Annotated in this window: 13 protein-coding genes; 4 read left to right on the top strand and 9 right to left on the bottom strand. The window is 75.9% G+C overall.

Annotation, left to right across the window (positions count from 1 at the left end; all coding sequences use genetic code 11):
* Window positions 1-8: 8 nt before the first annotated feature.
* Window positions 9-824, bottom strand: a complete 816-nt coding sequence (gene aztB / locus HL054_RS06920) for a zinc ABC transporter permease AztB (RefSeq protein WP_369138131.1) — start codon at window positions 822-824, stop codon at window positions 9-11.
* 51 nt (window positions 825-875) lie between these two features.
* On the opposite strand from aztB, the gene aztA reads away from it, so the two are divergent.
* Window positions 876-1532, top strand: coding sequence for a zinc ABC transporter ATP-binding protein AztA (gene aztA / locus HL054_RS06915; protein ID WP_369138130.1), 657 nt, complete (start codon window positions 876-878; stop codon window positions 1530-1532).
* A gap of 10 nt (window positions 1533-1542) precedes the next feature.
* Here the strand turns inward: aztA and HL054_RS06910 are convergent, their stop codons facing one another.
* From HL054_RS06910 to HL054_RS06880, 7 genes are all read right to left on the bottom strand, one after another.
* Entirely contained in the window at window positions 1543-1971 is a 429-nt protein-coding gene (locus tag HL054_RS06910; protein WP_369138129.1) for a Fur family transcriptional regulator, read from the bottom strand.
* The gene (locus tag HL054_RS06905; protein WP_369138128.1) at window positions 1968-2363 is read right to left on the bottom strand and encodes an ArsR/SmtB family transcription factor; all 396 of its coding nucleotides are present in this window, start codon (window positions 2361-2363) and stop codon (window positions 1968-1970) included. Before HL054_RS06905 ends, HL054_RS06910 begins: the two co-directional genes overlap by 4 nt.
* A gap of 4 nt (window positions 2364-2367) precedes the next feature.
* The gene (locus HL054_RS06900; protein WP_369138126.1) at window positions 2368-3270 is read right to left on the bottom strand and encodes a metal ABC transporter permease; all 903 of its coding nucleotides are present in this window, start codon (window positions 3268-3270) and stop codon (window positions 2368-2370) included.
* Complete coding sequence (locus HL054_RS06895; protein ID WP_369138124.1) at window positions 3267-4091, bottom strand: metal ABC transporter ATP-binding protein; 825 nt, start codon at window positions 4089-4091, stop codon at window positions 3267-3269. The genes HL054_RS06900 and HL054_RS06895 overlap by 4 nt, the downstream gene beginning before the upstream one ends.
* 14 nt (window positions 4092-4105) lie before the next feature.
* Window positions 4106-5026 (bottom strand): metal ABC transporter solute-binding protein, Zn/Mn family, encoded by a 921-nt coding sequence (locus tag HL054_RS06890; protein WP_369138123.1) that lies wholly within the window; start codon window positions 5024-5026, stop codon window positions 4106-4108.
* Window positions 5027-5189: 163 nt separating this feature from the next.
* Window positions 5190-5903 (bottom strand): TIGR03943 family putative permease subunit, encoded by a 714-nt coding sequence (locus HL054_RS06885; protein WP_369138122.1) that lies wholly within the window; start codon window positions 5901-5903, stop codon window positions 5190-5192.
* A complete protein-coding gene (locus tag HL054_RS06880) occupies window positions 5900-6757 on the bottom strand; it encodes a permease (RefSeq protein ID WP_369138121.1) in 858 nt (285 codons plus the stop codon). Before HL054_RS06880 ends, HL054_RS06885 begins: the two co-directional genes overlap by 4 nt.
* Before the next feature lie 230 nt (window positions 6758-6987).
* Between HL054_RS06880 and HL054_RS06875 the strand changes: the two genes are divergently transcribed.
* Both HL054_RS06875 and HL054_RS06870 read left to right on the top strand, forming a co-directional pair.
* Window positions 6988-7302: a DUF1490 family protein gene (locus HL054_RS06875; protein WP_369138119.1), complete on the top strand. Its 315-nt coding sequence runs from the start codon at window positions 6988-6990 to the stop codon at window positions 7300-7302.
* On the top strand, window positions 7302-9575 hold the full coding sequence (locus tag HL054_RS06870) for a heavy metal translocating P-type ATPase (RefSeq protein WP_369138117.1): 2274 nt from the start codon (window positions 7302-7304) through the stop codon (window positions 9573-9575). Before HL054_RS06875 ends, HL054_RS06870 begins: the two co-directional genes overlap by 1 nt.
* A 95-nt stretch (window positions 9576-9670) precedes the next feature.
* Here the strand turns inward: HL054_RS06870 and HL054_RS06865 are convergent, their stop codons facing one another.
* The gene (locus HL054_RS06865; RefSeq protein ID WP_369138116.1) at window positions 9671-10015 is read right to left on the bottom strand and encodes an ArsR/SmtB family transcription factor; all 345 of its coding nucleotides are present in this window, start codon (window positions 10013-10015) and stop codon (window positions 9671-9673) included.
* A gap of 63 nt (window positions 10016-10078) precedes the next feature.
* Between HL054_RS06865 and HL054_RS06860 the strand changes: the two genes are divergently transcribed.
* Entirely contained in the window at window positions 10079-12010 is a 1932-nt protein-coding gene (locus HL054_RS06860) for a heavy metal translocating P-type ATPase (protein WP_369138115.1), read from the top strand.
* Window positions 12011-12044: the final 34 nt, after the last annotated feature.

The raw sequence follows: 12044 nt of genomic DNA, 5'->3' as shown, positions 1-12044 counted from the left end.
GGTGGGGGTCAGCGGGGGACGGCGGCGCGCACGGCGGCCGACACGAGGACGAGGGCAACGGCGCAGCCGGCGATCGAGGCGCCGCCGGCGGTGCCGGCGTGCCAGGAGACGAGCAGGCCGATCAGCACGGCGGCGACGCCGAAGGCCGCGCCGAGCGCCATCGTCGGCGGCACCCGGTGCGTCCACTGGCGGGCGGCCGCGGCCGGCGCCAGCAGCAGGGCGAGGACGAGCAGCGTGCCCAGCGCCTGGAACGAGGCGACGACCGCGGCGGTCACCAGCAGCACCATGGCCGCGTTCGCCGCCCGCGGCCGCAGCCCCAGCGTGGCGGCGGTGCGGGGGTCGAAGGACAGCGCCACGAAGGCCCGGTGCAGCACGGCGCAGGCCGCGGCGATGAGCACCAGGGCGACGGCGAGCAGCGTCAGCTGCGGGACGCGGACGGCCAGCACGTCGCCGAAGAGGATCGCGGTCAGGTCGGTGGCGAAGGAGCGCGAGCGGGAGACGATGACGACGCCCAGCGACAGCATGCCTACGAAGAGCAGCCCGGTCGCGGTGTCGTGCGAGAGCCTGGCGCGCCGGGCGACCACGCCGACCCCGACGCTCATCGCCCCGGCGCTCACCGCCGCCCCGAGGACCAGCGGCCACCCGGCGAGCGCGGCGACCGCCACCCCCGGCAGCATCCCGTGCGCCACGGCCTCGCCGAGGAAGGCCAGTCCGCGGACCACGACCCAGGTGCCGACGACCGCGCAGATGACCGCGGCGAGGCTGCCGCCGAGCAGCGCCCGCTGCATGAACGAGACTGCGAGCGGGTCGGTCAGCCAGGTCATGTCCGGCCACGCTACATGGGACTGGTTCTCACTACCGATAGAGTGGGCCGGGTGGACACCCCGCCCGTGCAGCTCCGGTCACTGTCGGTCCGGCGCGGCCCCACCCTCGCCCTGGACGACGTCACCGCCGGCTTCCCGGCGGCCGCGACCACCGTGCTGACCGGCCCGAACGGCTCCGGCAAGTCGACGCTGCTGGACGTGCTGGCCGGCACCCTCGCCCCGACCGGTGGGCAGGTGACCGGCCTGTCGCGCGGCAGCGTCGCCTACGTGCCCCAGCACAGCGCCGTCCCCGAGCAGCTGCCGATCACCGTCGGGGAGGTGGTAGCGATGGGCCGGTGGCGCGAGCGCGGCCTGCTCGGCCGGCTGCGCCCGGCGGACCGGGCCCTCGTCGCGGAGTGCACCGAGCGGATGGGCCTGGCGGACCTGCTCGCGAAGCCGCTGGCCGAGCTCTCCGGCGGTCAGCGGCAGCGGGTGCTGGTCGCGCAGGGGCTGGCCTGCCGGGCGGACGTGCTGCTGGTGGACGAGCCCACGTCAAGCGTGGACGAGGCGACCCGGTCCGCGGTCCTGGACGCGCTGGCCGCGGAGGCCGCGCGGGGCGTCGTCGTCGTGCACGCCACCCACGACGCGGCGGCCGTGGACCGGGCCGACCACGTGCTCGCCCTCCGCGGCGGCCGGGTGGACGCGACCGGCCGGTCCGCGGTGGGCTGACCGGCGGGGGTCAGCGCCCCGCGGTCTCGCCGTCGACCGGCGCGTCCTGGGCCCGGCCGGCCTCGTGGCACGCGGCGCAGGTCCCGAAGATCTCCAGGGTGTGCCGGACGTCGACGAACCCGTGCTCGCCGGCCACCCGGTCGGCCCAGCGCTCGACGGTCGGCCCCTCGACCTCCTCGGTGCGCCCGCACGTGCGGCAGACCAGGTGGTGGTGGTGGCGGGTGCTGCAGCGCCGGTAGATCGCCTCACCGGCGTCGGTGCGGATGGAGTCGAGCTCGCCGTCGTCGACGAGGGCCTGGACGGCCCGGTAGACCGTCGAGAGGCCGATCGTGTCGCCGGCGGCCCGCATCCGGGCGTGCACCTCCTGGGCGCTGTGGAAGCCCTCGAGTTCGTCGAACACCGCGTTCACGGCGGTGCGCTGGCGGGTGTTGCGGATCATCTCGTCGTCCCTTCGTCCACCGGGCAGCCTGCGTCGTCGACGCCCACCGGACCCGCTCGGCCCACCGCGTGCGAGACGTGGTCGAGGGCATCGCGGACGATGTGCCCGACGTGCCGGTCGACCAGCGCGTAGTGCACCTCCCGGTGCCGCCGCTCCCCCACCACCAGCCCGGCGTCCCGGAGCACGCGCAGGTGCTGGGAGACCAGCGGCTGGGGCGCACCCAGCTCGTCGACCAGCTGGTGGACGCACCGGCTGCCGTGCTCGAGCAGCTGGGCCACGATCGACAGCCGCATGGGGGCCGACAGGGCGGCGAGCAGGGAGCTGGCCGCCTGCACCGCCTCCGGCGGGTAGGCCGGCGCGGCCACGCCGGGTCGGGACGGTGCAGCGGTCACCACATCAGCGTAGCGACATGTGAGAACTGTTGTCGACTGCTTCCTCCGCGGGCGCCGGGTGCACGTCCCGGCTGCCCCAGCCCCGCCGGGCCCGCCGGCCCGAGGCGACCCGGCAGACCAGGTAGATGAGGAAGGAGATCGTCGTGACGAACGGGCTGATCGGCACGCTGGTGCCCAGGGCGACCAGGATCCCGCCGACCGCGGACACCACCCCGAACGCCGCGCTCAGCAGCGGGGCGAGGACCGGAGAGGCGGTGACCCGCAACGCGGCGGCCGCCGGGGTCACCAGCAGCGCGAGCACGAGCAGCGCGCCGATCACCTGGACGGCGACCGAGACGGCCAGGGCCAGCAGCAGGGTGAACACCACGGAGAGCGGCCCGGCGGGCATCCCCCGGGCAGCGGCGACCTCGGGGTCGGCGCTGACGAAGGTCAGCGGCCGCCAGATGAGCGCCAGCCCGCCCAGCACGACGACCGACAGCCCGGCCAGCCAGCCGAGCTGGACGGTGCCCACCGAGACGACCTGCCCGGTGAGGAGCCCGAACTTGTTCGCGGCACGCCCGTCGTAGAGGGCGAGGAAGAGCACCCCGAGGCCGAGCCCGAACGGCATCAGCACCCCGATCACCGAGTTGCGGTCGCGGGCGCGCACGCCGAGCAGCCCGATGAGCAGGCCGGCCAGCAGCGACCCCAGCACCGAGCCCAGCGCCACGTTGACGCCCAGCAGGAGGGCGCCGGCGGCGCCGGCGAAGCTGAGCTCGCTGATCCCGTGGACGGCGAACTGCATGTCGCGCATCTGCACGAACACGCCGACCAGACCGCCGATGACGCCCAGCAGCGCCGCGGCGACGAGCGAGCCGTGGACCAGCGCGAGCAGCCGCCCGTAGTCCTCGAAGCTGAACACCTCGGTCACCGGTGCAGCGCGCCGGCGCCGGCCGGCAGGTCGTGGTGCCGGGACGCGGCGAGCGCGTGGTCGGGGGTGCCCACCACGACGATCCGGCCCTGCACGGTCAGCACGTCGACCGGCGTCCCGTAGAGGTCGCTGAGCGACGCGGAGGTGAAGACCTCCGCCGGGGTGCCCAGCCGGTGCCGGCCGCCGGCGATGTAGAGGACCCGGTCGACGAGGTCGAGCACCGGGTTGATCTCGTGGGTGACGAAGACGACGGCGGTGCCGTGCTCCCGTCGCCGGCGGTCGATGACCGCGCTCACCGCCCGCTGGTGGCCGAGGTCGAGGGACAGCAGCGGCTCGTCGCAGAGCAGCAGCTGCGGGTCGCCGACCAGCGCCTGCGCGATCCGCACGCGCTGCTGCTCGCCGCCGGAGAGCAGGCCGATCGGGGCGTCGGCGTACGCCTGCGCCCCGACGGCGGCGAGCGCCTCCTCGATGCGCGCACGCTCGGCCCGGCTGCGCCGGCGCAGGCCGTACCGGCCGCCGTCCACCCCCAGCCCGACCAGGTCGCGGGCCCGCAGCGGCGTGGCCGCACCCATCGACTTCTGCTGGGGCACGTACCCGACGGTGCGGTCCGGCCGGCCCACGGGCCGGCCGAGGACCGACATGCTGCCGGCCGACAGCGGCTGCTGCCCCAGCGCCGCCCGCAGGAACGTCGACTTCCCGGCACCGTTGGGACCGAGCACGGCCAGGAACTCCCCGGCGGCCAGTTCCAGGTCGAGGCCGCCCCACAGCCGGCGGTCACCGAAGGCGACGGCGGCGCCGTGGGCCGCGAGCGGAGCGCTCACCGCCGTCCGCCCGGTCAGGCCGACAGGGCGGTGGCGACGGCGTCGATGTTGCCCTGCATCCAGGAGACGTAGTCCTCGCCCTCGGGCAGCGTCTCGGTCACCGGCACGACCGCGACACCGGCGGCCTCGGCGGCCGCGAGGACCTGCTCGGTCTCCGCCCCCGTCGTCTGCTCGTTGTAGACCAGCGCCTCCACCTGACCGCCGCTGAACAGGTCCAGGGTCTCCTGCAGCACGGACGGGGCGACGTCGCCGCCCTCCTCGATGGCCTCGGAGAACTCCTCCGGGGTGCGGTTCTCCGCACCGAGGGCGTCGAGCAGGTAGCCGGGCACCGGCTCGGTGATCGCGACGCCGGCGCCCTCGGTGCCGGCGCGCGCCTCCTCCTCGGCCGCCATGAGCGCCTGCAGCTGCTCGGTGAAGTCGGCGCCGTTGGCCTCGTAGGTCCCGGCGTTGTCCGGGTCGATGTCGCTGAGCTGGGAGACGAGCTCGTCGGCGAGCTTCTCGACCGTCTCGAGGTCGTACCAGACGTGCTCGTTGAGCTCCTCGCCCGCCTCCTCGGCCTCGGCCTCGCGGCCGGAGAGCTCGACCGCGTTGACGACCGGCGCGTCGGTGTCGCTCGCCGAGACCATGGTGTCGACGAAGTCGTCGTACCCGCCGCCGTTCTCGACGATCAGGTCGGCCTCGGAGACGGCCAGCTGGGTGCGCGTGTTGGCCTCGTAGGAGTGGGGGTCCGCCGACGGGTCGTCGATGATCGCGGTGACCTCGACGTCGTCACCGGCGACGGCCTCGACGATGGCGCCGTAGACGTCGGTGGAGGCGACGACGGAGATCCCGTCGTCCGCGGACGCCGCGGCGGCGTCGTCGTCCGACCCGCAGGCGCTGAGGAGCAGCAGTGCGGACGCGGCGGTGACGGCCACGCCCATCCGGGCGATGCGCATGTGTCTTCTCTTCCTCGGAACGGGAACGGTTACCACTACGGTAACCCCGGTCCGCCGACGGCCGCCGACGGGGTGCCGGGTCCGGGCCGGACCCCACCGCGGGCGCAGCCGCTCGGCCGGACGACCGGCACGGTGCTCCCGGGCCGCCGGACGGTGGGTCCGGTCACTCGTAGGTCTCGGCCGGCGCCTCCACCCGGCGGACCCAGAGCGCGTCGACCGCCGGCTGGGCGAACCCGACCGCCGGGTCGACGACCGGCTCGGTGAACCCGCCGACGACCTCCACCCACTGGTCGGGGGCGAACTCCGCGGACCCGTCCGGGACGGCCACCCGCAGGGCGGTGGCGTCGGCCGCGCAGCAGTTGACCCGCAACCGGGTGAGGTACCAGCCACCCGCCTCCCGCGGGGAGACGAAGCCGACCAGCCGGACCCGCCGGTCCGCCAGTGCCGAGGTGTCCGGTTGCGCGGACCAGATCGTGTACGCGAGCAGCGTCATGGTGCGGTGGTCGGTGCCCGGGTCGTCGGCTCCGATGCCCGGCGGCGGGGAGCCGGCCACCGTGACCGGGGTCGCCGGCAGCCGGTCGGCGCTGTAGGCGCCCAGCGCCGGTGGCGCCACCACGAGCACGACCGCCACCGGAGCGGCGAGCAGCCAGCCGACCGCCGGCCCCGGGTGCTCGTGCCCGGACCGGCTCGCGGGCCGACGGCCCAGCAGGCCCACGACGGCGACCGCGAGGACCACCGCGCCGGCCACCAGCAGGAAGGGCCGGAAGCCGGCCCGCACGTAGTCGAGGTACCGGTCGGAGCCGGCGACCACCAGGGTGACGACCCCCAGCAGCAGGAGGAGCACGTGCTGGGTGGTGCGGTCGGGGCGGGCGCTCACAGCAGCACCTCCCCGACCCCGACGGCGACCAGCACGGCGACCACCAGGGTGACCGGGGCGAAGCGGACGGCGAACCGGCCGCCGAAGGTGCCTGCCTGCAACGCCACCAGCTTCACGTCGACCGCCGGGCCGACGACGAGGAAGACCAGCCTGGAGGTGAGCGAGAAGCTGGTGAGGCTGGCGGCCACGAACGCGTCGGCCTCCGAGCAGATGGCCAGGACGACGGCGAGCCCGGCCAGCACCAGCACCGACAGCAGCGGCGACCCGGCGACGGCGTCCAGCCACCGCCGGGGCACGAGCACCGCCAGGGTGGCGGCGGTGGCCGCACCGACCACGAGGAAGCCTCCGGCGTGGACCAGGTCGTGCTGCATCGCGTCCCCGAAGGCACGGACCCGGGTGGCACCCGGCGCGGTGGCGACCGGCGCCGGGAGGCGGAGCCACCCCGACCGCCCCCACAGGCTCCACAGCCACCCCATCAGCACGGCCACGGCGAGGGAGGCGACGAACCGGGCTCCCACCATCTCCGGCCGGCCGGGGAACGCCACGGCCGTGGCGACCAGGACCACCGGGTTGATCGCCGGCGCGGCCAGCAGGAAGGCGAAGGCGGCAGCCGGGGGGACGCCCCGGCGCACCAGGCTGCCGGCGACCGGCACGGACGCGCACTCGCAGCCGGGCAGCACGACGCCGGCCACGCCCGCGACGGGCACGGCGAGCGCGGGGTGGCGGGGCAGCACCCGGGCGAAGAACGACGGCGGGACGAAGGTGCTGATGGCCGCCGACAGGGCCACGCCCAGGACCAGGAACGGCAGGGCCTGCAGGCAGACCGCGACGAACACCGTGCTCCACGCCAGCACAGCGGGCCGCTCCAGCACGCCGGGTGCGGCGAAGTGGAGGACGACGAGGACGGCGACCAGCGCGCCCAGCAGGTCGGTGCTGCGGAGGCCGGTGGTCCGCCGGGCCCGCGCGGCCGCCGGGTGGACGTCGGTGATCTCCGCCTCCCCCCGTCGCCTTGACCACGGTTCCCGTTACCGTGGCACCCGACGATCTCACGAACTCCCCCCGCCGAGCACCGAGGAGCCACTCCATGGCCGAGTCGAAGAAGAACCGCACCGCCACCGCCGGCCGGGTGCTGCGCAAGGCCGCCGGCACCGTGGCCACCGGCGTGGTCGGCGTCGCCGTCGTGCGCGCCGCCGAGCGCGGCGAGGGCGGCCCGCTGCCGCGGCGGATCGCCGTCACCGCCACCCGCTGGGGCATCCTCGGCACCCGCCGCGCGGAGGTCGCGGTGGAGAAGGCGCGGCTGGCCGCCGGCGACGTGCGGGCGCAGGCCTACGCCGACCTCGGCGAGCAGGCCCCGCCGCCGGCCGACCGGTCCACCGGCGGCCACGACCACAGCCACTGATGGCGGGCGCGACGACGGTCCCGGGCGAGCGACCGCAGCCACCGGTGGTGGTCGCCGACGCCGGTGGGCGGCTGCGGATCAGCGTGCCGGCGGTGGCCGCGTCGTCGCCGCGCGCCGTCCGGCTCGAGGACGCCTTGGACGAGGTGCCCGGTGTGCTCGCGGTCCAGGCCTTCCCGGTCACCGGGCAGGTCGTGGTGTGGCTCGCCGCGGACGCCGACCGGGCAGCGGTGCTCGCGGTCGTCGCCGGGGTGGCCGCGCTGCCGGCCGACGGTGCCGTGGCGCGCCGACCGCGGTCGGCCGACGTCGCCAACACCGAGCTGCTGCGGATCGGCATCGGCGGGGCCGCGCTGGCCCTGCTCGGCATCCGTCGCTACGGCCTCGGCCGTTCGCCGGTGCTGTCCGGCCGCAGCCGGCTGGTGGCCAGCGCCCTCACCCTCTTCACCGGGTACCCGTTCGTGAAGGGGGCCTTCGGCGCGCTCGCCGGCAAGCGGACGGCCGGCACCGACGCCCTGGTCACCGCGGCCACCTTCGCCAGCCTGCTGCTGCGCGAGAACGTCGTCGCCCTCACCGTGCTGTGGCTGCTCAACATCGGCGAGTGGATGCAGACGCTGACCCTGCGCCGCACCCGGCGGGCGATCTCGGCGCTGCTGGCCGGCACCGAGACCACCGCCTGGGTCGTCGTGCCCGGCGAGGGCGGCCAGCCCGACCTGGAGCGCAAGGTCGACCTGGCGCAGCTGCGGGTCGGCGACCTGGTGGTCGTGCACGAGCAGACGACGCTGCCGGTCGACGGCGTGGTCGTCGAGGGCAGCGGGGTGGTCGACCAGGCCGCGATCACCGGCGAGCCGCTGCCGGTCGCGGTCACCTCCGGTGCCGTCGTCCACGCCGGGTCGGTCAACCTGCGCGGCCGGCTCGTCGTCCGCGCGTCGGCCACCGGCTCGGACACCGCGATCGGCCGGATCATCGCGCGGGTCGAGCAGGCGCAGGACGACCGGGCGCCGATCCAGACGGTCGGGGAGAACTTCTCCCGCCGCTTCGTGCCGGCGTCCTTCGCGCTCGCCGGGCTCACCTGGCTGGTCACCCGGGACGTCCGCCGGGCGATGACGATGCTCCTGGTCGCCTGCCCGTGCGCGGTCGGGCTCTCGACACCGACCGCGGTCAGCGCCGCCATCGGCAACGGCGCCTCCCGGGGCGTGCTCATCAAGGGCGGCGCGCACCTGGAGGCGGCCGGCCGGATCGACGCCGTGGTGTTCGACAAGACCGGCACCCTCACCCTGGGCCGGCCGGTGGTCACCAACATCGTCTCCTTCTCCCCCACGTGGACCCCGGAGCAGGTGCTGGGCTACGCGGCCAGCTCGGAGGTGCACTCGCGGCACCCGCTGGCGCAGGCGGTGATCCGCTCCACCGAGGAGCGGCACGTGTACATCCCGCCGCACGAGGAGTGCGAGGTGCTGCTCGGGCTCGGCATGCGCACCCAGGCCGACGGGCGGGTGCTGCTGCTGGGCAGCGAGCCGCTGATGACCGCCGAGGGCGTGACCGTCGACGCGGACGCCGCCGGCTGGCTGGACCGGCTGCGCGCCGCCGCGGAGACCCCGCTGCTGCTGGCGGTCGACGGCGAGCTGGTCGGCCTGGTGAGCCTCCGCGACGAGGTGCGGCCGGAGGCGCGGGACGTGCTCGACGCCCTGCGCGCCACCGGTGTCGAGCGGATCGTGATGCTGACCGGCGACCACGCGTCCACCGCCACGGCGGTCGCGGCGGAACTGGGCATCACCGAGTGGCAGGCCGAGGTGCTGCCCGAGCACAAGCAGGACGTCGTCGCCGCACTGCAGGCCGCGGGGCACACGGTCGCCATGGTCGGCGACGGCACCAACGACGCCCCCGCGCTGGCGGCGGCCGACATCGGGATCGCCATGGGCGTGTCGGGCACCGACGTGGCGGTGGAGACCGCCGACGTCGCCCTGGTCGGCGACGACCTGCGGCACCTGCTGGACCTGCGCGAGCTGGGCGGCCGGACGCTGCAGATCGTCCGGCAGAACTACGGCATGTCGATCGCGGTCAACGGCATCGGGTTGCTGGTCGCCGGCGGTGGAGCCCTCTCCCCCGTGCTGGCGGCGGTGCTGCACAACGCCTCGTCGGTGGCGGTGGCGGGCAACTCCGCCCGGCTGGTGCGCTACCGCGGCGTGCGCCGGGACGACCCGGCGATCGAGCCAGACGGGCTGATCCCGACGCCGTCCGGTGCGGGCGGGTCGCCGACCGTCGCCGTCGGGACGCCGTGAGCAGCGCACCACGACGGCGGGCCGGCGTGTCCACCGGGCCCCGGGTCACCCGGACCCGTCCAGCAGGCGGGCGCCGGTCCGGTGCGCCGGCGGTCTCAGCGAGCGGGCGTCGTGGCGCCGGCCTGCGGCTGCCCGGCGTGGTAGAGCGCCTGGCGGAGCAGCGCGGCGACGTGCGGGTCGGCGAGCTGGTAGTAGACGAAGGCGCCCTCGCGGCGGTTCGTGACCAGGCCGGCCAGCCGGAGCTTGGACAGGTGCTGGCTGACCGCCGTCGGTGAGGTGCCGGCCAGCTCCGCGAGGCAGGTCACCGACGTCTCGCCCTGCATGAGCGCCCACAGCACGTTGATCCGGGTCGGGTCGGCGAGCATGCGCAGCGCGTCGGCGGCGTGCCGCACGGTGTCACCGGCCGGCATGTCGAAGCCGTCGATGCCCTGGTGGACCATGCCGACACCCTAGACCCCGCCTCGACTTGCGAACCTTCGCAGTTGCGCAAGTACCGTGCCCCGGTGACCGCCCTCGACGCCCGGCCCACCTCCACGGACACCCCCGCGCGCCGTTCGCTGCCCGGCTGGACCACCGTGCCGGAGGTCCGCTGGGCGGCCGCTGCCCTGGGGCTGTTCCTCGCCGGTGGCCTGGTCCAGCTGCTCGGCGGCCCGACGCCGCTGGCCTGGGCCCTCCACCTGGGCTGCTACGCCGCCGGCGGCTGGGAGCCGGCCTGGGCCGGGATCACCGCGCTGCGCGAGCGGGTCCTGGACGTCGACATGCTGATGGTGCTGGCCGCGATCGGTGCGCTGGCGCTCGGTCAGGTGCTCGACGGGGCCCTGCTGATCGTCATCTTCGCCACCTCCGGGGCGCTGGAGACCGTGGCCACCCGGCGCACGGCCGAAGCGGTCTCCGGGCTCACCGACCTGGCACCCGAGCGCGCGACGGTGCTGCGCGGGGGCGCCGAGCACCGGCTGGCGGTGGCGGAGCTGGAGGTCGGCGACCTGGTGCTCGTCCGCCCCGGTGAGCAGGTGCCGGCCGACGGCGAGGTCGTCGAGGGCCGCTCCGACGTCGGCCAGGCGTCCATCACCGGCGAACCGCTGCCGGTGGACAAGGCCCCCGGCGACCCGGTCTGGGCCGGGACGGCGAACGGCACCGGCGTGCTGACCGTCCGGGTCGACCGCCCCGCCCAGGACACCGTGCTGGCCCGGATCGGCGCGCTGGTCGCCGAGGCCACCGCGACCAAGGCCCGCACCCAGCTGTTCATCGAAAAGATCGAGCAGCGCTACTCGGTCGGCGTCGTCGTCGCGACGATCGCTGTCTTCGCCGTGCCGCTGCTGGCCGGGGCGACCACGGAGAGCGCGCTGCTGCGGGCGATGACGTTCATGATCGTCGCCTCACCCTGCGCCGTGGTGCTCTCCACCATGCCGCCGATGCTCTCGGCGATCGCCACGGCGAGCCGCAACGGCGTGCTGGTCCGCTCGGCGGTGGTGCTCGAGCAGCTGGGCTCGCTGACCGCGGTCGCGCTGGACAAGACCGGCACGCTGACCGACGGCCGGCCCGCCGTGGTGGCCGTCCGGACGCTGCCCGGGATCGACGGCGACGAGCTGCTGGCGCTGGCCGCCGCGGCCGAGGTGCCCAGCGAGCACCCGGTCGGCCGGGCGATCGTGGCGGCGGCCCGGCGGCCGCTGGCCCCGGCCGAGGGCTTCCGGGCGGCGGTCGGCTCCGGGGTGAGCGCCACCGTCGCCGGCCGGGAGGTCACGGTCGCCGCACCCGGGTCCGGGGACGACGTGGTCGCCGGGATCGTCGCCGAGGAGCAGGCCGCCGGGCGCACGGCCGTGGTCGTCTGCCTCGACGGCCGGGCCGCCGGGGTGCTGGCGCTCGCCGACCGGGCGCGCCCCGAGGCCGCCGCCGCCGTCGCCTCGCTGCGTGGGCTCACCACCGCCGAACCGCTGCTGCTCACCGGCGACAACGCCGGCGCCGCACGGGCGCTGGCCGCCGAGGCCAGGGTGACCGAGGTGCGCGCCGGCCTGCTGCCGCAGGGCAAGGTGGACGCCGTCGTCGCACTGCAGCGGGCCGGCCACCGGGTCGCCGTCGTCGGCGACGGGGTGAACGACGCCCCGGCACTGGCCACCGCCGACGTCGGGGTGGCCATGGGCGGCATCGGCTCGGACCTCGCGCTGCGCAGCGCCGACGTCGTCGTCGTCCGCGACGACCTCGCCGCGCTGCCCGCCGTGATCGCGCTGGCCCGGCGGGCGCACCGGCTGGTGGTGCAGAACCTGGTGATCGCCGGCACGGTGATCACCGCGCTGGTGCTCTGGGACCTGCTGGGCACGCTGCCGCTGCCGCTGGGGGTGGCCGGTCACGAGGGCTCGACGATCCTGGTCGCGCTCAACGGCCTCCGCCTGCTGCGCCACTCCGCCTGGCCGGGCGCGTCAGCCTCGGGCCACGGGTGACCGCCGAGCCCTGTCACTCCAACGGCTTTTGACA

Source organism: Modestobacter versicolor (genome assembly GCF_041028285.1).
Taxonomy (GTDB): Bacteria; Actinomycetota; Actinomycetes; order Mycobacteriales; family Geodermatophilaceae; genus Modestobacter; species Modestobacter versicolor_A.
The sequence above is the reverse complement of the archived record's forward strand: the minus strand, read 5'-3'. Positions and strand labels throughout refer to the sequence as shown.

What these genes read in the sequence shown, in the direction of transcription:
- HL054_RS06910 (WP_369138129.1), bottom strand. Translation starts at nt 1,971, where the DNA reads ATGATCCGCAACACCCGCCAGCGCACCGCCGTGAACGCGGTGTTCGAC.
- HL054_RS06890 (WP_369138123.1), bottom strand. Translation starts at nt 5,026, where the DNA reads ATGCGCATCGCCCGGATGGGCGTGGCCGTCACCGCCGCGTCCGCACTG.
- HL054_RS06865 (WP_369138116.1), bottom strand. Translation starts at nt 10,015, where the DNA reads ATGGTCCACCAGGGCATCGACGGCTTCGACATGCCGGCCGGTGACACC.
- HL054_RS06870 (WP_369138117.1), top strand. Translation starts at nt 7,302, where the DNA reads ATGGCGGGCGCGACGACGGTCCCGGGCGAGCGACCGCAGCCACCGGTG.
- aztB (WP_369138131.1), bottom strand. Translation starts at nt 824, where the DNA reads ATGACCTGGCTGACCGACCCGCTCGCAGTCTCGTTCATGCAGCGGGCG.
- HL054_RS06875 (WP_369138119.1), top strand. Translation starts at nt 6,988, where the DNA reads ATGGCCGAGTCGAAGAAGAACCGCACCGCCACCGCCGGCCGGGTGCTG.